The 19,748-nt window shown below is 43.7% G+C and carries 28 protein-coding genes and 1 tRNA gene; 24 read left to right on the top strand and 5 right to left on the bottom strand.

Translation table 11 applies throughout. The features are described 5' to 3' along the window. Positions 1-422: 422 nt before the first annotated feature. The 4 genes from Q337_RS16540 (at position 423) to Q337_RS0102970 (ending at position 3,586) form a co-directional block, all read left to right on the top strand. Entirely contained in the window at positions 423-1,985 is a 1,563-nt protein-coding gene (locus Q337_RS16540) for a DUF3336 domain-containing protein (RefSeq protein WP_051526508.1), read from the top strand. Positions 1,986-2,009: 24 nt separating this feature from the next. After that, positions 2,010-2,891 (top strand): serine/threonine-protein kinase, encoded by an 882-nt coding sequence (locus Q337_RS18230; RefSeq protein WP_156935686.1) that lies wholly within the window; start codon positions 2,010-2,012, stop codon positions 2,889-2,891. Between the two features lie 38 nt (positions 2,892-2,929). After that, positions 2,930-3,361, top strand: a complete 432-nt coding sequence (locus tag Q337_RS16550) for a hypothetical protein (protein ID WP_034279168.1) — start codon at positions 2,930-2,932, stop codon at positions 3,359-3,361. A 140-nt stretch (positions 3,362-3,501) separates the two neighbouring features. Continuing rightward, positions 3,502-3,586 (top strand) — tRNA-Leu (locus Q337_RS0102970). Between the two features lie 16 nt (positions 3,587-3,602). On the opposite strand, the gene Q337_RS0102975 is transcribed toward Q337_RS0102970, so the two are convergent. The 3 genes from Q337_RS0102975 to Q337_RS19290 all read right to left on the bottom strand — a co-directional run bounded on the left by Q337_RS0102975 (position 3,603) and on the right by Q337_RS19290 (position 5,653). Further along, a complete protein-coding gene (locus tag Q337_RS0102975) occupies positions 3,603-4,811 on the bottom strand; it encodes a site-specific integrase (protein ID WP_026470325.1) in 1,209 nt (402 codons plus the stop codon). A 381-nt stretch (positions 4,812-5,192) separates the two neighbouring features. Continuing rightward, on the bottom strand, positions 5,193-5,519 hold the full coding sequence (locus tag Q337_RS0102985) for a hypothetical protein (RefSeq protein ID WP_026470326.1): 327 nt from the start codon (positions 5,517-5,519) through the stop codon (positions 5,193-5,195). Continuing rightward, on the bottom strand, positions 5,519-5,653 hold the full coding sequence (locus Q337_RS19290; protein ID WP_265596960.1) for a hypothetical protein: 135 nt from the start codon (positions 5,651-5,653) through the stop codon (positions 5,519-5,521). Before Q337_RS19290 ends, Q337_RS0102985 begins: the two co-directional genes overlap by 1 nt. A gap of 216 nt (positions 5,654-5,869) precedes the next feature. Between Q337_RS19290 and Q337_RS0102995 the strand changes: the two genes are divergently transcribed. Continuing rightward, on the top strand, positions 5,870-6,364 hold the full coding sequence (locus Q337_RS0102995) for a hypothetical protein (protein WP_156935687.1): 495 nt from the start codon (positions 5,870-5,872) through the stop codon (positions 6,362-6,364). A 515-nt stretch (positions 6,365-6,879) separates the two neighbouring features. Here the strand turns inward: Q337_RS0102995 and Q337_RS0103005 are convergent. Together Q337_RS0103005 and Q337_RS0103010 are read right to left on the bottom strand one after the other, a co-directional pair. Next, positions 6,880-7,179: a hypothetical protein gene (locus tag Q337_RS0103005; RefSeq protein WP_026470329.1), complete on the bottom strand. Its 300-nt coding sequence runs from the start codon at positions 7,177-7,179 to the stop codon at positions 6,880-6,882. 20 nt (positions 7,180-7,199) lie between these two features. After that, entirely contained in the window at positions 7,200-7,937 is a 738-nt protein-coding gene (locus Q337_RS0103010) for an XRE family transcriptional regulator (protein WP_026470330.1), read from the bottom strand. 121 nt (positions 7,938-8,058) lie between these two features. Here Q337_RS0103010 and Q337_RS0103015 point away from each other — a divergent pair, with 121 nt between their 5' ends. From Q337_RS0103015 to Q337_RS0103110, 19 genes are all read left to right on the top strand, one after another. Continuing rightward, the gene (locus tag Q337_RS0103015; RefSeq protein ID WP_026470331.1) at positions 8,059-8,334 is read left to right on the top strand and encodes a Cro/CI family transcriptional regulator; all 276 of its coding nucleotides are present in this window, start codon (positions 8,059-8,061) and stop codon (positions 8,332-8,334) included. 69 nt (positions 8,335-8,403) lie between these two features. After that, positions 8,404-8,874 (top strand): phage regulatory CII family protein, encoded by a 471-nt coding sequence (locus Q337_RS0103020; RefSeq protein ID WP_026470332.1) that lies wholly within the window; start codon positions 8,404-8,406, stop codon positions 8,872-8,874. Continuing rightward, positions 8,871-9,065, top strand: coding sequence for a hypothetical protein (locus Q337_RS0103025; protein ID WP_026470333.1), 195 nt, complete (start codon positions 8,871-8,873; stop codon positions 9,063-9,065). The genes Q337_RS0103020 and Q337_RS0103025 overlap by 4 nt, the downstream gene beginning before the upstream one ends. A gap of 80 nt (positions 9,066-9,145) precedes the next feature. Beyond that, positions 9,146-9,904, top strand: a complete 759-nt coding sequence (locus Q337_RS0103030; protein ID WP_026470334.1) for a hypothetical protein — start codon at positions 9,146-9,148, stop codon at positions 9,902-9,904. Beyond that, entirely contained in the window at positions 9,901-10,353 is a 453-nt protein-coding gene (locus Q337_RS0103035; RefSeq protein ID WP_026470335.1) for a hypothetical protein, read from the top strand. The genes Q337_RS0103030 and Q337_RS0103035 overlap by 4 nt, the downstream gene beginning before the upstream one ends. Next, positions 10,341-11,045: a phage antirepressor KilAC domain-containing protein gene (locus Q337_RS18235; protein WP_051526511.1), complete on the top strand. Its 705-nt coding sequence runs from the start codon at positions 10,341-10,343 to the stop codon at positions 11,043-11,045. The genes Q337_RS0103035 and Q337_RS18235 overlap by 13 nt, the downstream gene beginning before the upstream one ends. After that, entirely contained in the window at positions 11,042-11,362 is a 321-nt protein-coding gene (locus tag Q337_RS0103045) for a hypothetical protein (RefSeq protein WP_026470336.1), read from the top strand. Before Q337_RS18235 ends, Q337_RS0103045 begins: the two co-directional genes overlap by 4 nt. Further along, complete coding sequence (locus Q337_RS16560; protein ID WP_051526512.1) at positions 11,359-12,285, top strand: UvrB/UvrC motif-containing protein; 927 nt, start codon at positions 11,359-11,361, stop codon at positions 12,283-12,285. Before Q337_RS0103045 ends, Q337_RS16560 begins: the two co-directional genes overlap by 4 nt. Next, positions 12,282-12,509 (top strand): hypothetical protein, encoded by a 228-nt coding sequence (locus Q337_RS0103055; protein WP_026470337.1) that lies wholly within the window; start codon positions 12,282-12,284, stop codon positions 12,507-12,509. Before Q337_RS16560 ends, Q337_RS0103055 begins: the two co-directional genes overlap by 4 nt. Before the next feature lie 172 nt (positions 12,510-12,681). Next, on the top strand, positions 12,682-13,047 hold the full coding sequence (locus Q337_RS0103060; protein ID WP_026470338.1) for a hypothetical protein: 366 nt from the start codon (positions 12,682-12,684) through the stop codon (positions 13,045-13,047). Beyond that, positions 13,047-14,051, top strand: a complete 1,005-nt coding sequence (locus Q337_RS18240; protein ID WP_084494692.1) for a YdaU family protein — start codon at positions 13,047-13,049, stop codon at positions 14,049-14,051. The genes Q337_RS0103060 and Q337_RS18240 overlap by 1 nt, the downstream gene beginning before the upstream one ends. Positions 14,052-14,053: 2 nt before the next feature. Then, positions 14,054-14,890 carry an ATP-binding protein gene (locus Q337_RS16570; protein ID WP_051526514.1) on the top strand — a complete coding sequence of 279 codons (837 nt, stop codon included), beginning with the start codon at positions 14,054-14,056 and terminating at the stop codon, positions 14,888-14,890. Next, the gene (locus Q337_RS16575; RefSeq protein WP_156935688.1) at positions 14,887-15,471 is read left to right on the top strand and encodes a hypothetical protein; all 585 of its coding nucleotides are present in this window, start codon (positions 14,887-14,889) and stop codon (positions 15,469-15,471) included. Before Q337_RS16570 ends, Q337_RS16575 begins: the two co-directional genes overlap by 4 nt. Continuing rightward, entirely contained in the window at positions 15,471-15,707 is a 237-nt protein-coding gene (locus tag Q337_RS0103080) for a hypothetical protein (RefSeq protein ID WP_026470339.1), read from the top strand. Before Q337_RS16575 ends, Q337_RS0103080 begins: the two co-directional genes overlap by 1 nt. Beyond that, positions 15,704-16,549, top strand: coding sequence for a hypothetical protein (locus Q337_RS0103085; protein ID WP_026470340.1), 846 nt, complete (start codon positions 15,704-15,706; stop codon positions 16,547-16,549). The genes Q337_RS0103080 and Q337_RS0103085 overlap by 4 nt, the downstream gene beginning before the upstream one ends. A gap of 86 nt (positions 16,550-16,635) precedes the next feature. After that, positions 16,636-17,337 (top strand): RusA family crossover junction endodeoxyribonuclease, encoded by a 702-nt coding sequence (locus tag Q337_RS0103095; protein ID WP_084494693.1) that lies wholly within the window; start codon positions 16,636-16,638, stop codon positions 17,335-17,337. Between the two features lie 2 nt (positions 17,338-17,339). Then, the gene (locus Q337_RS0103100) at positions 17,340-18,050 is read left to right on the top strand and encodes a helix-turn-helix domain-containing protein (RefSeq protein ID WP_026470342.1); all 711 of its coding nucleotides are present in this window, start codon (positions 17,340-17,342) and stop codon (positions 18,048-18,050) included. Positions 18,051-18,058: 8 nt separating this feature from the next. Further along, the gene (locus tag Q337_RS0103105; protein ID WP_026470343.1) at positions 18,059-18,925 is read left to right on the top strand and encodes a hypothetical protein; all 867 of its coding nucleotides are present in this window, start codon (positions 18,059-18,061) and stop codon (positions 18,923-18,925) included. Positions 18,926-18,982: 57 nt separating this feature from the next. After that, complete coding sequence (locus tag Q337_RS0103110; RefSeq protein ID WP_026470344.1) at positions 18,983-19,747, top strand: hypothetical protein; 765 nt, start codon at positions 18,983-18,985, stop codon at positions 19,745-19,747. Position 19,748: the final 1 nt, after the last annotated feature.

Consider the following 19,748-nt stretch of genomic DNA (forward strand, 5'->3'; position numbering starts at 1 on the left):
TAAATAGTATAATAAGAAGCTTAGCGTCTAAAGATACAAGTCATATTAGACGCTGTAAGCTTACTCAGTGGTCGTCTAATTACAATGTAGAAGGCAGATTAGCTGAGTGTATGCAGTCTTTCTAACAGATCAGTTTAAAACCGAAAAAATATTTACCAATAGACACTTTGCATAACCTGTTCTTTGATATTGAAGCATCCATGTTATGTTTTGATTCATTTCATCTTTTTCAGCAGCTTCTTGTTAAAAATGACTTGCAAAAAATGGCTGGGAATCTTATTTATAACCTATGAGTAAAGGTTAAACCATGTTGATTTAGATCAGCTTAACTAAAGCCTGTTGTTAATCAATAAGTAATGGACGTTTAAGTAATTAGCAATAACCGCTATTACGGTTTAGCAAGAATACAACAGGGAACTTTTATGAATCTGCATTTGCCAACTTATACCCATCATTCAAACCTTTCCACCCGCATCAAAAAGCTTGAGCAGAATCTGCAAGCCGCAAAGGATTATCAAACCTGGAAGGAGGTGGCACTGGAATTGGATGAGGCCACAGGCAGGCAGGACTGGAAGCTGGACAATACTTCACCTTATTACGATTATGAACTGATTGCTGACCGCCTGACCCGTTTGCGCCGTTATCGCCTTGAGCGCAAGGACGTTGAGCTGGTGCGGATTTTGCGCGAAGGCCTGCACCATGATCTAGGTAATATTGGTCATCCCTTACTGTACAGTCATGCGTATATTGGCACTAAAAAATTGATAGAAGACTATATTGAAGAGGTTTGTCAGTGCCTGTATTACGTGTGTGAACATGACTTTGATTTTTTACCTGCCGCAGAAAAATACTGCTTCTTTGAAGACACCAAACATAGTTATGGCCAGCCAGCCCTGATGTTTTCTGGTGGTGCAACGCTGGGCCTGTTCCACACGGGTGTATGTAAGGCGCTTCATGCACAGGATTTATTGCCTAAAGTTTTTTCCGGTTCCAGTGCTGGTGCTTTGATGGCGGGCATGCTGGGTACACATACGGATGAAGAGCTGATTGATTTATATGATGGTGATGGGTTTTATCAGCATGCGTTCCGCTTTCGAAAGCTGTTTGAAATTTTAAGAGGCGGTGGCATTGCCGATGTCAATGTTTTGAAGGTATTTTTGCGGCAAAATCTGGGTAATTATACGTTTGAAGAGGCATTTGCCAGAACTGGACGCCATATCAATATTGCGGTAGCCCCATTTGAGGGTAGCCAGTCCCCTCGCATTATGAATGAACTGACGTCGCCATACTTGTTAATGTGGAGTGCTGCACTGGCATCCTGTGCTGTACCAGTTTTATTTCCGCCAGTAAAACTGACTGCAAAAAATGCTGAAGGAAAAAACAGTCCTTATATGTCATCGCTGCGCTGGGTAGATGGCAGTGTACGCAGTGACTTTCCACGTACCCGGATTGCACGGCTCTATAATATTAACTATACCATTGCCTGTCAGGTGAACCCGCATATTGTGCCTTTTATGCAAACCGATGTGCAGCGCTATCGCAAGGATTTACTAAGCTGGCCAAGCAAGATTGTGCGGGGACAGGGCAAAATGCTGGCGATGGGCGCCATGGATTTTACCCGTGAACGTTTTGGCCGTATGCCAACTGTGAGGCGCATGCTGGATCATGGTTATGGAATTATTGGGCAGCGTTATTATGGCGATGTAAACATTGTTGGCAGTTATAATTTGCGTCATTATACTTATATGTTAAAAAATCCCAGCAAAAAACTATTTCAGATCTTGCAACACGAAGGCGAGCGTGCCACCTGGCCAAAAATCAGCGGGATTGCAACCCATGCCCGCATTGGCAAAACCCTGGAGCATTGCCTTGAAATATTAAGTGCCAAGCGTCTGGAGTTACTTGCTCAATCTGTAAATGATGAAGAGTGTGCCAAAACCTTGCTGGCGATCGAATCGCGACGTGTGCACCGGGCACAAATCTAATTGTTTGCAGGTTTTGCCATATTGATGGAAGGTAGACTCGGGCAATACTACTTAATCAGGCCATTGCGGGCACAGGCAGCTCATCTGAATTTTGCACGGTCACAGCTTTATCTGGCGCAAGCAACAGATGATCAATCATTATACATAATAAAATTCCTATCTGTAACAGCAGGCCAGATTGAGCAGGAATTATTTCTCAACGAAGTTCGGGTCTTGAGTGAGTTAGGAAAACTAAATTCATCATACTGGTTGCCATTATTGAAAAGTGGGCAAGAAGTATTATGTTTAAAATCATCCAGCACGCGGCCTGAATTAGTGCGTTATTTGGTTTTGCCCTATATAGAACAAGGTAATATCAGGGATTTTCTGAGTAGCCAGATTTGCACTTTACCACAGGCAGAACAATTATGGCTGGGCATGCTGGATGCAGTGGTTGCATTGCACAAAAACGGCTGGTTGCATCTGGATTTAAAGCCTTCTAATTTTCTGCTTAACGCGCCTTCTGATGTGTATTTGATTGATCTTGCATTTGCTCAACCTTACATTAAATCTCAAGTATCCAATGTTGCTACGAAAGCAATGGATGCAATCAGAGGCACACCACGTTATATGAGTCCAGAGCAGTTTCTGGGACAGCAATTGACAGCACAAACTGACTTTTACAGCCTTGGCTTGATTCTTTATGAACTATTGATGCGAAAAAGTTTGTATCATGCAAATGATTATCAAAGTTGGGCTATGCAACACTGTCAGCAACCTGTGCCATTGCTACCTGAAAATTTGGCCAGTTTTCAAATGCTCATAGATGGGTTACTGGCTAAGAATAGGCATAATCGCCTGAACGAAGTTACTGAAATCCGGCAACTGGCCCAGCAGGCTTTTCAGGGTGTTCATCATCACCTATAGTGATCACTGCCAACTTGCCGTAGGAATAACCCTTCACAATGTCAAATACACCAATATCCCTAACGCCTGAACTGACACCATTACCTGAACCTGTGACACCCTATTATGAAACGGAAGATATTATTGCGGGGAGATGGTTGAATCGCTCTATGACACGTCAGGTCAGGTTTTCTGCCGAAGACTATGAGGAGTTTTCCAAAAAGTTTCAGCATATGGCAGATGAATTAAAGACATGGCAGAAACAGTATAAGCGTAAGGCAAAAGTGCTTGAGGTTTCGATTTTTGCCCATCCATGGATTTTAAAGCGTATTTTGCAGCAGTTTAATACTACATTTAGCGCAGGCCATAGCTACGGTGATTTTAGTCAGAAGGGAACAATTAAATTGCATTTACACGATGCTTTTGATGCCTTGGGTACGCATTATTTGCTTTATCAAAATGGTCAAAAACTGCAAATAGATAAAAATTAAGCTTATTTGCGCAATGTTTGAACATTTGGCGCTAATAATGCTAGGCAAGAATAAGCTGTTTTGTTATGATGCGTTCACAGAAAAATCATGGATTTTTCTCTAGCAAGAAGAAAATGCAGTGCATTTTTAATCTTCTCTCAGGGGGCGTGGCGGAATTGGTAGACGCACTGGATTTAGGTTCCAGCGCCGCAAGGTGTAAGAGTTCGAGTCTCTTCGCCCCCACCATTTTTAAATAATAAAATCAATTACTTAGTCTGAGCTTACCCCCTGTGGGCACGTTTTGGGCACGTTTCTCTAATTTTGCAATCTCCTCTTTATTTTTGTCACTGTTAATCCAGCGCGCGTATCTTTTCATCAGCATGACCAGACTATGGCCAAGCTGATCAGCGACATATACCGGATTTAAGCCACTCATCAAGCAAACCGTCGCATAAGTATGCCTTGTGTTATATGACGGCCTGTAGCGCAAGCCTGTGGCTTTAATCGCAGCTTTAAAATGCTTATATAAAGATTTCTGCGTGTTGTAGTTTTCATTAGTCTCAGCACAAATAAACACATGGTCATATTTGAGATAACTTAATTGCTTGAGTTGCTGGAATGCTTCAAAAGCCGTTTGGTTTAAATCAACAAACCGGTCTTTATTGGTCTTTGTGCTGTCCTGCTGCACACCATTCACCCGACCCTTATTGATGTAGATTTGCCGATTCACAAAATCCACATCCTGCCAGGTGAGGGCAATCAGTTCTGAAGGCCGGCAACCAGTCCAGAACGCCACAGTAAAATAAAGATAAACCACTGGCCGCTCAGTAATACACTGGCTCTTTAACCATTGAAGCAACAAGTCACGTTCACCAGCAGTGAAAGGATCGGGGAGTTCCTGATTGTTCTTCTGGTTCTTTAAGCGTTCAGCCGGGTTCTTATCAATTACCTCATCATCAGCAGCCAGCTCGAACACCCCACGTAACGGAATTAGGGCATCATTCCTGACCTTGGCCGATGACCACTCACGGCCATTAACTGCATTACGCAGCATCTGGCTGCTAATGTCATCTATCGGCATTTCTGCTAGTAGCGGCATCCAGATCCGCTCCAGGATGGACAGGTATTTTTCCTTGGTTCCCTGTTTATGGTTAGTCAGGTTAAATAGGTACTGCTGGGCATAGTAGGCAAATGTCGGAACACTGGTCGGAGAGGTGATGTTTGGATCTTCCTGGCCATTTTCAAATGGCCGGCCAGTGACTTCCTCAATATCAGCATGCGTTAAAATATCAAACTCTATTTTCTTGATTAGCTCTTGTCTAATCTTAGCTGCCTTGGTGAAGTTAGTATGGGTGTCCTTGAGTGGAAGGACGATCCACTGGCGTTTGCCGTTCCATGTAAAGTTAATCTGGATTTTTCCATTTTTTGCTCTTGTGCCGCGCGGTAGCTCTGAGCCTTCTGCATTACCCACTTGTTATAACCCTTAATTGAATAGCTGAATTTGCGTTCTGAAAGTTGGACCCACACAAGGCCCTCATCCCACAATGGACGTAGATTTTTTAGATTGGTAGGTAACTCACCCGTGAGTTCACAAAACCGTTCGGCTGTTACCCAGTCAACAGCATCAACTATTATAGTCATTGCTCACCTCTCAACCGTCTTAAACTATTGCCGCTAACGATTTCGCGCGTACCATCTGCAAACTCAATTTCGCGGCTGTTCTGTGTACCGTGTGCGATGATTCGACAGGGCTTGCCGTACATCTGTGCTCGCTTTTCATTGTTCTTCCAGGCATAGTAGTGAGTCATCATTACTTCCTATGTAGGATGCCCGTCAAAGCAGGGCGGTTGGGTTAAATTCGGCGTTGATTCGCCTGCCGGGTAGTATTGATTGAATAGCCTTTAGCCTTGGCACGACGGATTGAACGGCCAGCAATGTCACGGAAATCGTTATATTTGCCTTGCAGCACATCCTTAATATTGTATTTAGGCTGTATGCATTCAGCGTCAGTCATGGCAACCCAGCTGGCGTCTACTTTCTTAAAAACCGTTTGGGTTTGAACATCGAGGCGGTAAGGCTTACCGGCAATGTGACCGGAAATGCCTTCACCTGGCTTATAAGTGCCGAACACCCAGAACGGGGTCGGATATATTTTGGGAGCGGTGGCGCGGGCGTTCATTAGAAGAAGCCCCAGTTGTGCAGGCCATAGCCGATGGTAAATAGCAACGTACCCAGGCCACCAGCAAAAATTTTGGCATCGTTAGCAAATGAACTAACATCCGTCGCTTGCAATTCCTGCGTTTTGTTATGCATAATCTTCTTACTCCTAATACCCCAAAAGTTAGGTGTCATGCCTCCGGTTGCTTCGACTCAACGCGGGGGCTTTTTATTGCCTGTGTTTTGGCTTGATAAATCTATTATTAGGCATACCTAAATAAAAGTAAATAGGTTTACCTAATATTTCTCATGAATTTCTGCTATATTAAAAAAAGAAACCCGGCACATGGCCGAGTAGAAAAGAGGTGGTTTATGCAATTTGAAGATTTTGAGCAGACTGAAAAGCATATGCAGAAAAATAAATATGATGGGATCTCGATGCGTCATATATCTAATGAACAGATTGTTTCATTTGAGGCAAAAACGCGTCAGCAAATTGCACAGGCTTTTATGACTAGTGGTATTAGTCAACCAAAAACATTGGCTTATTTAATAGATCAGTTCTTTGAATTAATTCAATCAGGCACAAGTAGTGTAAATAGAAATCTAATTGATTTTACTGAAAATTCTTATAAATTACCTGAAATTAGAAGTAAATTTCGGCAAGAAAATAGACTGCGTTTACTTATCGAATTCCTTTCGTCTGGAGTAAGGAATATAGCTTACCTGGGTTATGTAGTAACGCGGTTTGACCACTTAATTGCAACAGGTGAGGATAGTTTTCCAGAAACTCCTGAACTCCTACAGCTCTTGCCCGATCATAAGGTACACCCATGTAATGAACATGAATGGTTTTGTGTGGATTAAGGTTTAAATCTATTAAATATTCAATCAATGGATTTAGATCACCTGCTAAATCTTCACTTTGGCCAAATGCCAAGGGAATATAATGATCAGGTTTTTCACTATCCAGCCTAGCTAATACAAACATGCCTATAGAACCTTCTGTGATGACATGATTGGTAGGAAGAATATTGTAGAAGCGTCCATTCCATTGCGATTGGGCTATAAGTGGTTTCATAAGCAAAATTCCGAGGTTGATTTTGAAACATAAAAAGAAGTGTAACTGTAAACATGCACGACAATTAAGGCATTTGAAGCAGATAAGCCGCAATAGTGCCGAGCTTTACCATAATCTGCAAAAATCACTGGAACAATCTATAGCTAAAACCACTGCCGAATTGAGTGCATCAATCCAGAATTTTCAAGCGATGACAAAAGCGGAACGGCGGGTATCACTTGAAACAGCAATTAATGATTTGCAAGAACGTATAAAAAGTAAAAGCTAGTCATTTGATAACCTTGAGTTTTTATATAAAATATTAGGTATGATACTTTTCCAAAAAATCATCAATCCAGCTTTGAGCTTGCCCAAGATTGCTGATATCGGCCAGCTTCAAATTAGTGCCTTCTGCTTCATTATACCCTTCGATTATTGCTTCAAAAATATTGGCTTCATTGACAACTTCTCGGGCAAACTCAGCAGCGTCATAGCTCTGCTTTGCTTTTTTTAGTGATGCAATTTGCTTGTCAATACCATCGCCAATTTTAGCGAGTGCTGCTTTAAAGTCTTGTTTATTAATACTTAGCGCCGTTTTGGTTTTGTTGAGTGTTGCAATCATTGTTACGTTTCCTTTTTAATTTAATCAAAATCATTAAACCGCCCCACTACCTTGCCTACTAATCGGCAATGTTCATTAACTGGCATTAGCCTGGGTTGCCAGTTTGGATTTAAAGGCCGTAAGTAATAATTACCATCTTCAACAACCAGTTCTTTAAAGGTTGCTTTTTCGTCGCCATCACAAGCCATAATGACCAGATCACCTGTATGCAGTTCATCAATCTGGAAAGTGGGATTCACATAAATACGGTCATCAGGCATGAATTTTGGTTCCATGGACACGCCATCAACAATAAGCGCAAAGCCGTATTTACCAGCCTTGGGATTATAGGGAATCCATTCAATCACACGAGATAAATCACCAGACAGAACCTCAGTGTAATCGCCAGCAGAAACCCATGAAATCACAGGGGTTTGTTTGGATGGTGGCAAGCCATCATGTCTTACAGGTAAATCCCGGATGTCCTGCTGCTGTGGCATACCTAGTGACTGGCTTTGTGACTGACCAGATTGGAATTGATGCTGGGTTTGGGAGGGGCGCATTTCGCCAGTACCACTAGCCAGCCATAAAGCATTTACACCTAAGCACGTAGCAGCCTTTAAAAGATTTTCACCTTCCATTGTTTTTGACTTTCCGCTTAGCCAGTCACTTACTGATGGGGGTTTGACCCCTACACAGCGTGCCAGCTCAACACCCTTCATTTTTTTAGGAGTTGCTTCTTCCATCGCAAGTTTAAGGCGCTCAGCTAACGTTTTCATAAGAAAAAGACAAATTATCGATTACAACTGTTAGGAAATCCTAACATAAATAAAATTAGGAATGCCTATTGATTATTTATAAGGATTGCCTAATAATTGATTTATTGTTAGGAGATGCAAGATGACAGATGACCAACTCATTAATGCATTGGGTGGCTGTACTGCTGTAGCCAATTTTTTAGGAATTAAGCCTCCGTCTGTAAGTGGATGGAACTCAATTCCTTTGGATAAAAAAATTTTGCTAGCAGTAATTGCGGAAGATCATGGCATTTGCACCCGCAAAGAACTTTTTCCCGATTCTTATCAGAATATTTGGATTGAATTACGTCCTGAATTTAACACTGCTTCCAGTCGAAAAACCAAGTTAGCCACCTCTGTAAATGAACGTATTTCCTGAATACAAGATTAGCCAAACTGGACGGCAAGTTACACGGCCAAATTTTTAAAAAGTACCGAGTACCCAAAAATGAGAGACATATTTTTAGCCCTACAGCATATCGCTCAATCCTACGGAATTCGTCAGATTGCTGAATATCTGGGCACCAAGCCTGAGGGCCTGCGTAAAAAACTAAATCCTAATGACGATTCGCATCAGGTCACGCTGGCTGAGTTTCTACACATTAGTAGTATTACAGGCAAGCCAGATGCGTTATTGGCCATCGCTGCTGAGCTGGGCTATGTATGTATTAAGGCTCATAAGGCAACTAATGAAACCAGCATGGCGCAGATGTGCTTCTTGACCATGATGCTTGAACTTGGTCAGTCCAAAGGTGATTTAAGCGGAGCGATCAAGTCAGGCATGAGTGACAACCGAATCTGCATGAGGGATGCCCGTGACATCAAAGCGGCTGTCTATGAAATGCAGTGTGACCTTGCTCAGATTGAGCAAGCCATTGATGAGTGCTTTAACAATGAAAAACAAGGAAGCCGAAAATGACCCAAAAACAATGTCCATGTCCTGAAGCCAAAGCAGGTGAGTGCTGCAAGCATTGCCCAACGCTGTTGGTTGATAACGAATGCCAGCCAGTTGCACCGGGCGATGCATCATTTTTTCCACCAGCAGAGTCACCGCTTTATGCGGTTGAGTCGAGTGATGAAGTCCGGCCGATCCTGAACGGGGGCTGGTAAAAACGAAAAACCCAGCGGCCAGGCTGGGTTCTAAGCGTATCTGTTTTGAACAGGTACTAAGTCGATGAAGGAATTATGCAATGTCTGAATTGAAAAGTAAAGCTGTACCCCAGTTGTACAAAACCCGCATGGTTCGTGCACTAATTCGCACCCTTAACCCTAAGACTGAAACCCGCCGCATTCTTGACCCACAGCCACCATTTGACCCTGAACACGTTTCAGTGGATGTAGATGATCTTGGCTTTATTACGTTCTGGTCGGGCAATCATACCCAAGGTATTTATCATCAGGTTAGGGCTAAAGTCCGCCCGGGCGATATTATTTGGATAAAAGAAACTTTTGTTCGCGCCACGAATGCGCAGGATCAGGACTGCTCTATTTATAAGGCTGGCCGGATTGATGAGGAAATTGACGGGGGTTGGACGTCCTCATTATTCATGCCGCGTGAGGCCAGCCGCATCACGCTGGAAGTGACTGAAAAAGTTCGGGTAGAGCGCCTACAGGATATCAGTGAAAAAAGCGCACTGGCTGAAGGCTTTATTAAATTACGTTCTGGTAGTGTGGTTGAGTTTGAGGGAGCACAGCACTTTGGAGCTGAATGGCTTACGGCTAAAGAGGCTTACCGCGACTTATGGAACGATATCAACCTGACCCCTAAGCCACTTTATAAGAATAAAGAGATTGTAGGTTACGTCTGCTATCCCTGGTCACATGCTGACTTTGATGCTGAATATCAGGGCGTTCGCAGGTCTGGCCTATACCGTAGCAAGCCCATCAAGGTGATTGAAAACCCATGGGTAACTGTAACGACCTTTAAACTAAAGGAGTTACGGGTATGAATATCATTCAAATATTAGGCGGCTATACCGCTGCCAAGCGAATTCTACTGGATAAACCAGCTGGTGCAATCTACTGGGACCAGGTTGAAAGCGCTTATGTCAAAAACTTCACGGTCAATAATTCCGATGAATTTGAGTGGCAGTACCTTGATGTAAGCAATCGATGGAATTACTGCAATAGTAAAGCCTGTCCAGTAACAAATGGCGATTTTGTTGAACTGGCTGAACTGCACAAGCTAGTGAAATTAACAACGAATGAGTATTTAAACCAGTATTACAAAGCGATTCAAGAGTCACTGAATCGTCAAGTGTGTGATCAGGTTCTTATCAATGTGGTTGAAGCCAAGCATGTGCGCAAAGCAAAACGCCATACAGCGTTCTGGTTAGGGGCATTGGCGTTACTGGTTGTGTTCACCCTGATTGTGCGGGGGTGCTTATGGCAGCAGTAGCGTTTAATCCCCTGAATGCTGGCCGCACCATGTCCAGCCGTGAAATTGCGGAACTCACCCGCAAGGAACATGGCCATATGATGCGTGACATCAAGAGTGTGCTTACCCAGCTGGGCTTTAATGACAGCCAGTATATCCATTACTGGATACACCCCCAGAATTACCAGCAGTACCCGGAATATCAGCTGGACCATCAACTGACCATGATTTTAATCACGGGTTACAGCGTGCCTTTACGTGCTGCCGTGATTAATCGCTGGTCTGAACTGGAACAGCGCAACTTGTTGCCTGACTTCACTGATCCGGCTGCCACTGCAATTGCGTGGGCAGAGCAGTATCGCCTGAAACAGCAGGCCGAGCAGCAAATTGCCCAACTGGTACCTAAGGCCGAGGCATTAGACCGTATTACCAATACGGCTGACCTGTTTGGCATTCGTGAAGCCTGTAATGCCCTGAAAATTTCCCAGACCCAGCTGACCACAATGCTTATTGAGTGTAAGTGGGCCTTTCGCACGCCTAAGGGTAAGTTGCAGGGCTATGCCAACCGCACAAAGCAGGGCGTTCTAACCCATATCGTAACGCAGCCAAAGCCTGACAATCATGGTGTTGAGCATGTTTACCAGCAATTAAAGATTACTTCCAAGGGCATCACTGTGCTTGCCGAAATTTTGGAAAAGGAAGGCTCAAAATGAGTAAGTTTTATTGTTCTACCCATAACAAGTACAAAGCCATTCCGCGTCAGAAATACGAGGATGGCGACCGTGTTCAATACATTCTAAAAGGCCGTGGCGGTCATCCAGCAACAACCGCCAAAGGTAGTGTCCAGTTGGTACAGGGTAATCTGCTGCATGTGGCTACTGATAGCGGTAAAAACATCAAGCTGACCAATGAACTTGAGTCCGTTACACCGGCCTGGGCGCCATCACCACTGCAGTATTTTAATCCCGGCAAATGCTGGTGTGACATTGTTGAAGAGGCTGAACCTGTTCAGCAGGACGGTGCAGCATGAGCTTAACTAAAGGACGGATCAATCGCACAGGCAAAATCTACTTTCACGATGCATCAGTTATGGTTCGAGATGATGGGGGCTTGCCGCAAGAATGGGAAGCCCGTCAAGCATGGGATAAGACACTTAAAAAACAGGTTTTTTTACGCATTGTGCAACAGCTTAATCGCATGGGCTGGATCTGTACTGTCCCCCAAGAATATGTTGGTCAGTACAGTGATAGTTTTGCTCGCTTGCACCGTAGCTGTGAAAAAGGGGAGTTAAAAGGCGAGTTAAAAATCTTTGGTAATACTGTTGAATTTGAAATGTGGCAGGACATTATTACGCCTACACGCGAAGACCGTAAAGGCCGTTACGAGTTTAACAAAGAAAAAATTATGCCTTATATGCTCCGGCTGGAAATGGAGCGTACCCGTCAAAGGATTACTAGATATCTGACTAATATCTTTACGGGATATGTGGTTGAGGGTAAGCGAACCGTTGAACGTGGGCCTCAATTACATGCTGTCTCGGTATTAGACTGGATTAAATTTGAATATCAACAAGGATGGGACTACGACAGTAAATTAGGCCGTCCTTGCGGTGAAGAGCGTTGCGGCAATAATAGAAGTGCGGATGAAAGCACCATCAAGCATGGTGAACGTGTCTGGTTCTATGACCGCAAAGGTCGTTTAAATACCGGTATTGCTTACTACAACATTAATAATATGTGGTGGGTAGTTACTGGAAAATATGATGTCTGCAATGAAGCCAGTTTCCACTTGTATACCAGTTTACCTGATCATCCCCGGAAAAAGCATAACCAGAAATTAGCCAAAAGCCGCTTAAAACAAGAGCTGGATAAGGCAGTTGCAGTCATGAATTTTGAGCGGGCTATCAAGCTGCGTAATGTCCTTTACCCAAATGGTGTAGAGGCTGCAGCATGATTTTCCAATCACCTAAACCAAGTTTGAAAACTATTGAATCTGAATTTATTGAACGTGTCTGTGAAACCTGCGGTTGGTTATTTGTTTCCATTATTACGGGATTTGGTGCTGAAAAGATTAGAGATTTTAGTATTGGCCGCCGCAAGCCACGGCCAATAGATATGAGAAAGTTTATTGATGCCTTGGGTAAGTTCAACCAGCTAACGAAAGTGAGGTCGAAATGAGTTCACTGATTCGCTGTGTTGGGCATCGCCACGGGCCTAAATTTAATCATGAGTTATTTCATGGCTGTGCTCGTTGTAAGCACCTTGATACTAATGGCAAACCAGCCCCGCCTTTAAGTCAATGGATAGGCGTTTGCCCGACTCTACATCCTTACAAGAAAGGGGGTAGCCAATGCTGACATTAAGCCAGTTTCATCAGTTCGTGATCCAGTATGGCCAGAAAATCGGCTTTGAGTACAGTTTATTTGCTGTCAAAGCGATGTATGCCAGTTATTTTGCGGGCCATCCTACTGATGTGGCAAAGCAAGTCATTGCCGCGTTTAAAGAAGATATCAGCTGCCTAGAAGCACGTAATTACTTATTAAGCCGTATCAATGAGCGTGAGGATAAACCTTCATCTGATTCTTTATTGACTGAAGAACTCAAAGTGTCGGGACATGGCACTGTCTATTACTACAACCAGGGCTGCCGCTGCGTATTGTGTTGTCATGCACGGGCAGAGTACTGGGCAAAGCACAAGAAGGAGCGTGCGGCGTAATGCACTACTATGAACACCATATTGGTGATTTTACAAGAGATACGGTGCACTTAAGTCCTGTAGAAGAGTGCTACTACAGGCGTGCCCTTGATCTGTATTACAAGAGTGAAATGCCCTTGAGTACAGATGTAGAGGACATTTGCCGCAAGTTAAGAGCTATCACTAAATCCCAAAAGAAAGCGGTGCAAATCATTCTGGCAGAATTTTTTACGCTGGAAGATGACGGCTATCACCAATCACGCTGTGACCGCGAAATTGCCGAGTATCTGGAACTAGAACCTGACCGCGAAGCCAAGAAAGAAAATGCCCGTGAACGTCAGCGCCGTGCCCGCGAGCGTCGTAAGGAATTATTTGCTTTTCTACGTGAGCACAACATTGTTCCGCGTTATGACATCAAATCAGTTGAGTTACAGCGCATGGTTGATGAAGTGATATCACGAACAGGTAACAAACCTGTCACGCGTGACAAGTCTGTGACGTCACAACCAGATTCATGTGATGTTACGGCTACCCAAGTACCAAGTACCACTCCCCAAGTACCAGATGACAATTATATGTATCCCGCTGGTGATGAAGATGCGGCAGAGGCGTTTTTAAGTGGCTTGGGTGATTTTGAAGAAAAAAATGACCCACGAATGCTGACTTGGAAACAGCTTGGATACACATCGATTCCTGAACACTGGCGTCAAATGGCACTTAAGGATTTTCCAGATTTAAACGAAGCCTCACTCAAAGCCCTGTTTATTGGCTGTGCTGCTAAATGCGCTGCCAATTATGGAACAAAGCAGTCAGTGCTTAAGTGGGATGCTCAATGGGCCTTCACCTTATCCACATTTGCAGACGAAAAACTGGCACGGCAAAAGAGTGATAAAGCCACAGGCTCTAAACCAGCCACCTCACGTTCTTCTAAAACCAATTTAAATTGCAACCAGGACTGGAATAACCAGCCACCACCAGACTATGCCGACCTGCCCCCGGTTGATGTCAGTGATATGGAGTATTGATCATGAATGCACCATCAAAACAATTGTCAGATTATAAATCACGGCCAGCGCGACCTGCTCCAAAACGCATGTTTGTTGCCGATTTAACCGATAAGTCACATCCCCAATACTGTGACGTTCACGGCCAGTACTTTCCGTTGATTGGTGCGCCTGCCATGTGCCCAGAATGTGCCGTTATTAAGGCCGAACTGGCTGAGGCTGCACATCATGAAGCACTGTTTAATGCCCGTGAGAAAGCCCGCCATGCAGCAGCTGGTGTACCAATCCGCCATTCTCATTGTGGCTTTGTGAATTACAAACAGGAATTACCAGGTCAGCGTGTGGCCCTAACAGCGGCCAAAGCCTATACCAAGCGTATTCAGGCTGGCCAGACTGGCTGCCTGATAATGGTAGGTTCAACAGGTACGGGTAAAACACATTTATCAGTATCCATTATCCGCAACCTGATGGCGCGTAGACAGGATAAAGAGCCATTGTTTGCCCGTTATGCCACCAGTGCCGATATTGCCAATGACATTACAACAGCATGGGTACGGGAGCGTGCAAAGGAAGGTGACAACGAGAAAGCCACCCTACAGCGTTATGTTGATCCTGATGTGCTGGTGATTGATGAAGTTGGGCTGGATGATCAGCGCGATAACCAGATCAATGCCATTCATCGCGTACTAACTGCCCGACATGACGCGCAAAAATCAACAGTTGTAGTGAGTAACCTGACCACTGCAAAAATGCAAGAACTGATGGGCGACCGCTTATGGTCCAGACTTGGTGAAGATGGCGCGATTGTTGAGTGTTTTTGGGCAGATCAGCGCACAGCTAGCAAAGGATGGATGAAATGAAAAAACGTAAGCTAGTTAAATCGTCATCCACTGTCCAGCGTAAGCACCTTACTGCCAAATGGGAAATCCTGTCAGTAGCGAATTATGTTCTCGAGCATTTTCCCAACAATGCACCATTGCCGCCTAAAGCCTTAATGGCCATATATCAGGGTGCGGCAGTGCCTTGCATTCAGGATGGCCTGATTGATGAAAAACAGCGTTGGGGCGTCACTATCCTGACCACTGTACGCATGCCGGATGGCTCTTTGCAGCCGCATGACGTGTCATGGCGTATTGATGAGCCAATTTCGTTTAAGGATTTTATGCGCGGAAATCCAGACATCAAGGTTGAGCGCGGCAATGGTCTGAAAACACGTTGGATTGGTGTAGCAGAGGAGTGGAAGCGCATCACTCAAGAAGAAATTCCAGATGGCCTTGTAATTGTATCTGCATGGGCTACTGCGAACTGTATGGCCGTACTACGCAACAACGGTATTAAGCCAGGCTTGCTGGCTAAGTACTTCAAAACAATTGAACTAAAAAGCCGCATGTACCTGCAAGGCACGGTGCTTGAGCCGGTTTATAGCGAGGTAATTTCTTAATGGCCGGAGCGACCGCAGCAGTAGAGCTTATTGAATTTGATTGTAGTGCTTTTGGCCCTGAGCAAGTCACTGTAACGCTGCCCATAGTAAATATTAACCCTTATGACAATGTTTCTGATGATTGCACCATCACAGTTGGGGGCGTTGAGCTGGTGATGGATATCAGTACTGCTTTGGAAATGACCTATCGCCTGTGTGATGCATTAGAAATTGAATATCTGGAGCCAAAAGAATGAATACCATTGAAAGTATTATTAGCATGATCGAATCAGAAGCAAAAGAAGCCATTCGCACTACTGGCGAAAATTACATACCGCCATTTAAAACCAAAGATGAAGGGCTACAGGCGTTAGAAAAGGCAAAGTTATCAATAGGTCCACCATTAGAGTGGCCTGCCGACTGGCCAACAGATGCGCATTTTTACCGTATAAATATCAATACACCCATTTTCTATAAATATCAGCACGGCCAGATCAAACGCTGGGTTAAATACGCAAAGTGCTGGGTAGATTCCTGTATTCCTGACTGGGCTGCGTTCTGTGAGCAAAATGGAGTAAAGAGTTTAATAAAATGGCCTTCTATTGCCGAAATGCTGTCAGTACGTGGTCTACGCAATGACGCGGATTACATGACGCTCATTCATGGTGAATGGCCTGCATGTGATGCTAAAGAAAAGGATGAAAGTATTAAGCATGGAACAGAAACGGCTTACAGATATGGATGCCGTTGCGAGATATGTATAAATGCCCACAATCAGCAAACAATAAATTTTCAAAAAAAGGCCAGGAACCATTTTGCTGAAACAGGTGAATTTCTATCTACCAAAACTAAGCACGGTACTTATAGTTCGTATGTAAACTACGGCTGCCGCTGTGAGCTTTGCACCGAGGCTAACCGTAAACAGAATAAAAAAACTCTAAATAAGATAAGAACGGGCTATAGCAAGACAGGCCGTTTTCCTAAGGCTGATCAGCATGGCACCAAGTACGGCTACTCAATAGGTTGTCGCTGTGAAGCTTGTTCTAAAGCTTATGCTGACTATCAAAAAAAACGTAGAGCGACAAAGAAAAATGGCTAATTTTTATAATGGAACCAACCAGAATGGCTCGCCAAAACATCCGTTATACATCAAAGCTGACACAAATCTAATTAAGTGGAACTTTGATGAAAAATAATCGTGCGCGTCGTGACTGGACAAATTTTTTTAATACGGGGAAAAATTCAAAGGCACCAATGGTTGACTGGGATACTAAAAAAACCCAGCGACCAGCCCGCGAAAAGCGTGCATTGGAACCACGTAAAACCATTCCAACCTTTAGACGGGCAACCCTGCTTACTGAAAAACAGGGTGATGACATTGTGCATAAAGCCAATACCGGTGCACAAATGATTATTGGGGATGGCTTTGTGACTGTGAAGTTGCCGTATGGCATCAGTGCCAATGATATCTGGCGTGCCACGCTCACTGAAGAGGGTAAGCAGCGTAACAGCCTGTCACTGGGTGCCAAACACTATAAGCAGGACGTCAACAGCATGTATGCCCCGTTATTGCGGGCGCTGGACTGGAAAGCCATATCAAGGCCCTGTGAGATCAGGCTTATTGTGCAGCCACCAGCTAAAACCCGTAACTACAGCGCTGCGTCTTATCCCCGCTTTGATATCGATAACTATCCAAAGCTATTGATTGATGCACTGAAAGGAATAGACCTGCTTTATAAGGATGACAATTTATTTGTGAGTGAAAAAATTGAACTGGCAGAACCCATTGAAGGGGGTTGTGTCTGGCTGTCATGTGTCTTTATTGAACAAACCAACTGGCTGAAAAAACCAGTGGACTTTGAATGGTTGGCAGGGAGAGTCGCATAATTATGGCAAAGAAATTTGATGTACAACGTAGGCTGATGATCGGGCGTAAGTTTGCTTTAGCCCGTGATATGGCTGGCCTCAAGCAAGAAGAGGTGATGGTTAAAATCTTTGGGGCCAGTGGTGGACAAAAGAACCGGATCAGTGAGATCGAAAACGGTAAGACCATGCCTGATGCAGAGTTGTTTCAGGTGTTGTGTGAGCTTTATGTGGTATCTGCCGACTGGATTCTGGGTTTTACCGTAGAGCCGGAAATGGATAAAACCACGGCAACCGCTGGTATTTTATATAATAGTTTAGGAGATATGCTGACCGAATTTACTCAAGCTGCTACGGCACAAATCACAATGGCCTGCGCACGTCATATTACCTCGTTTCCCAAGGCTGACTCTGTAGTCTTACTGGAACAGGCCAAAGTACTGGTAAAAGCCTGTGGTAGTCTTAGTAGAGAGGCTTATGAACAGATTCAGCCTGCATTAATCGGTGTCATGGAAAGTATTCGTAATTGTGACCAGAAAAATGCATTACAAATACGAAATCTGGAAATAGCCCTTGATGACGTGTACCAGCGTGAGGAAGCGGAACTACATCAAAAAATGCTGATGGATTTGGTGCTTAACCGTACTAAACGATATCCATCCACATCATTACCCAAGGCTGATGAACCCGAAGTGCCTCAAATTGGTTTAGATTTATTTGCTGAAGAGAAGGCATAGGCGGTGATATGGCAAAAATTGAGTATCCTGCCGAAGTCTGGGCACGATTGCGCGAGGTCTGGGAAACCTCGCCCAAGATTACATGGGACAATCTCGTTAAGCAGGTCGGTGAAGAACTGGCCTGCGATATGCCGTCTGGCTCCGTAGTACGCCGCAAGTCACTGACTGAAAAATGGAAGAAACGGGCAAAGGGATTAGTCAAAAAGAACGCCCGTGAACTCAATAAAGAGATTAAAAAACTGACCAGTGATTTGACTAGTCAAAATGATGGTCATGAAGAATCACAAGACGCTGATATAGAACCAGAAACTGATGGTCAAGAACCTGTCAAAAATCAGTCAGAAATCGTCGTAAGAAATGGTCAAAATCGGCAAAGTTATCAGGAAAAAACCAACACGCCAGTAAGTCAGCTTACTGCGGCCCTGATCATTAAGAAAAACCGTGCGCGCCTGGCTGATTTGGGTGATCTAGCAGGCGATACTATCACCAGTGTTATTCATATCCGGGATGAGGTTATAAACCTTGATCTTGAGGGGCTAGATGAAGCGGCGACAGAGTTAGCACTTAACAAAATCAAATTTAAGATGGGCCTGATTAACCAGGTGGTTGAGCTGAACATGAAGCAAAGTATCACGCTCAGCAATATTGCCAAGGCAGAATCCATATTCTGGGGCTTGGAGCTTGAGGACCTAAAAGACCAGTCCGAAGTGCAGGCACGCCGTACAGCGGTTATTGATGACTCAGAGGCTAAACTGGCTGCTGCCAAGAAACAAATGGCACTCAAGAAGAAAGAGGCCTTTAGGCGTAAGCTGGCGATCATTGAGGCAGGGGATTACGACCCTGAAAATGATGTGCCTGAGGAAGATGTGGCTTAAGTCAGTTGATTTAAAATAAGACAATGTATAGTGTTTTATCTTTGGGGGGGGAATCCGATGTTCAAAGATAAAACACTGGCTGAAAATGTAAGCGCTCTTTTAATAATTTATATCGTAATTTTAGGCTTAAGCTATTGCCTGTATTTTGCACTAGTTAAAGTTGGAATGCCTACAGATGATTTTGTTGATATATCCGTTTGTGCATCTACATTGCTGGGGCCAATCATCTTACTATTCACTTTGACCGCATGGAAAGAACAGCATAATAAATCGGTTTTAAAAGATATATCATTTGAAGGCATTAAAGACTTACTCACCATTAAAAATAGCCTAGACCTAATAAGACTTGCCAAAGATAGAATCTTTATTACCCATGGCATTGAAGGCATTTTTCATCAGGATATTGAATTAATTTATCAAAACCATATTAAAGCTCAATCTGCCTCGTTGGATTTTCAATCAAAAATAGAAATTTTTAAAATCTATAATATTTTTGATAAAGATATTAAGGACTTTGATTTGTTAATCAATGAATGCTTAATGGAGATTGAAGTGTTAATAATGGATATAAATGCTTTGAATGCAACCTATGCCGAAAAAAAAGCTATGATTCATAAATATGAATCTCGATATAATCTTTTAACAACACGGGAGTTAACGTATCTGGATGTGTTAAAAGAGGATATCCAAAACTATGAAGGTACAGACATTGATGACCAGATTGAAAATTATCGAAATAATAAGTTTGAGGATGGTTTAAGTGAACTAAAAGATGTGATTGATGGATATATTCAACTTATTTCCAAGGTCACTGTGGCCTAAT

The organism is Alkanindiges illinoisensis DSM 15370, assembly GCF_000619845.1.
GTDB classification, from domain to species: Bacteria; Pseudomonadota; Gammaproteobacteria; order Pseudomonadales; family Moraxellaceae; genus Alkanindiges; species Alkanindiges illinoisensis.

Excerpts from the sequence above, each read along its gene's own strand:
- Q337_RS16560 (WP_051526512.1), top strand. The coding sequence starts at position 11,359 with ATGAGCTTAACTAAAGGACGGATCAATCGCACAGGCAAAATCTACTTT.
- Q337_RS0103005 (WP_026470329.1), bottom strand. The coding sequence starts at position 7,179 with ATGATTGCAACACTCAACAAAACCAAAACGGCGCTAAGTATTAATAAA.
- Q337_RS0103100 (WP_026470342.1), top strand. The coding sequence starts at position 17,340 with ATGGCAAAGAAATTTGATGTACAACGTAGGCTGATGATCGGGCGTAAG.
- Q337_RS0103095 (WP_084494693.1), top strand. The coding sequence starts at position 16,636 with ATGAAAAATAATCGTGCGCGTCGTGACTGGACAAATTTTTTTAATACG.
- Q337_RS18240 (WP_084494692.1), top strand. The coding sequence starts at position 13,047 with ATGCACTACTATGAACACCATATTGGTGATTTTACAAGAGATACGGTG.
- Q337_RS0103060 (WP_026470338.1), top strand. The coding sequence starts at position 12,682 with ATGCTGACATTAAGCCAGTTTCATCAGTTCGTGATCCAGTATGGCCAG.
- Q337_RS18235 (WP_051526511.1), top strand. The coding sequence starts at position 10,341 with ATGGCAGCAGTAGCGTTTAATCCCCTGAATGCTGGCCGCACCATGTCC.
- Q337_RS16575 (WP_156935688.1), top strand. The coding sequence starts at position 14,887 with ATGAAAAAACGTAAGCTAGTTAAATCGTCATCCACTGTCCAGCGTAAG.
- Q337_RS0103010 (WP_026470330.1), bottom strand. The coding sequence starts at position 7,937 with ATGAAAACGTTAGCTGAGCGCCTTAAACTTGCGATGGAAGAAGCAACT.
- Q337_RS0103030 (WP_026470334.1), top strand. The coding sequence starts at position 9,146 with ATGTCTGAATTGAAAAGTAAAGCTGTACCCCAGTTGTACAAAACCCGC.
- Q337_RS0103025 (WP_026470333.1), top strand. The coding sequence starts at position 8,871 with ATGACCCAAAAACAATGTCCATGTCCTGAAGCCAAAGCAGGTGAGTGC.
- Q337_RS0103020 (WP_026470332.1), top strand. The coding sequence starts at position 8,404 with ATGAGAGACATATTTTTAGCCCTACAGCATATCGCTCAATCCTACGGA.
- Q337_RS0103110 (WP_026470344.1), top strand. The coding sequence starts at position 18,983 with ATGTTCAAAGATAAAACACTGGCTGAAAATGTAAGCGCTCTTTTAATA.
- Q337_RS16550 (WP_034279168.1), top strand. The coding sequence starts at position 2,930 with ATGTCAAATACACCAATATCCCTAACGCCTGAACTGACACCATTACCT.
- Q337_RS16540 (WP_051526508.1), top strand. The coding sequence starts at position 423 with ATGAATCTGCATTTGCCAACTTATACCCATCATTCAAACCTTTCCACC.
- Q337_RS0103080 (WP_026470339.1), top strand. The coding sequence starts at position 15,471 with ATGGCCGGAGCGACCGCAGCAGTAGAGCTTATTGAATTTGATTGTAGT.
- Q337_RS0102985 (WP_026470326.1), bottom strand. The coding sequence starts at position 5,519 with ATGAACGCCCGCGCCACCGCTCCCAAAATATATCCGACCCCGTTCTGG.
- Q337_RS19290 (WP_265596960.1), bottom strand. The coding sequence starts at position 5,653 with ATGCATAACAAAACGCAGGAATTGCAAGCGACGGATGTTAGTTCATTT.
- Q337_RS0103045 (WP_026470336.1), top strand. The coding sequence starts at position 11,042 with ATGAGTAAGTTTTATTGTTCTACCCATAACAAGTACAAAGCCATTCCG.
- Q337_RS0103015 (WP_026470331.1), top strand. The coding sequence starts at position 8,059 with ATGACAGATGACCAACTCATTAATGCATTGGGTGGCTGTACTGCTGTA.
- Q337_RS16570 (WP_051526514.1), top strand. The coding sequence starts at position 14,054 with ATGAATGCACCATCAAAACAATTGTCAGATTATAAATCACGGCCAGCG.
- Q337_RS0103105 (WP_026470343.1), top strand. The coding sequence starts at position 18,059 with ATGGCAAAAATTGAGTATCCTGCCGAAGTCTGGGCACGATTGCGCGAG.
- Q337_RS0103035 (WP_026470335.1), top strand. The coding sequence starts at position 9,901 with ATGAATATCATTCAAATATTAGGCGGCTATACCGCTGCCAAGCGAATT.
- Q337_RS0103055 (WP_026470337.1), top strand. The coding sequence starts at position 12,282 with ATGATTTTCCAATCACCTAAACCAAGTTTGAAAACTATTGAATCTGAA.
- Q337_RS0102995 (WP_156935687.1), top strand. The coding sequence starts at position 5,870 with ATGCAATTTGAAGATTTTGAGCAGACTGAAAAGCATATGCAGAAAAAT.
- Q337_RS18230 (WP_156935686.1), top strand. The coding sequence starts at position 2,010 with ATGGAAGGTAGACTCGGGCAATACTACTTAATCAGGCCATTGCGGGCA.
- Q337_RS0103085 (WP_026470340.1), top strand. The coding sequence starts at position 15,704 with ATGAATACCATTGAAAGTATTATTAGCATGATCGAATCAGAAGCAAAA.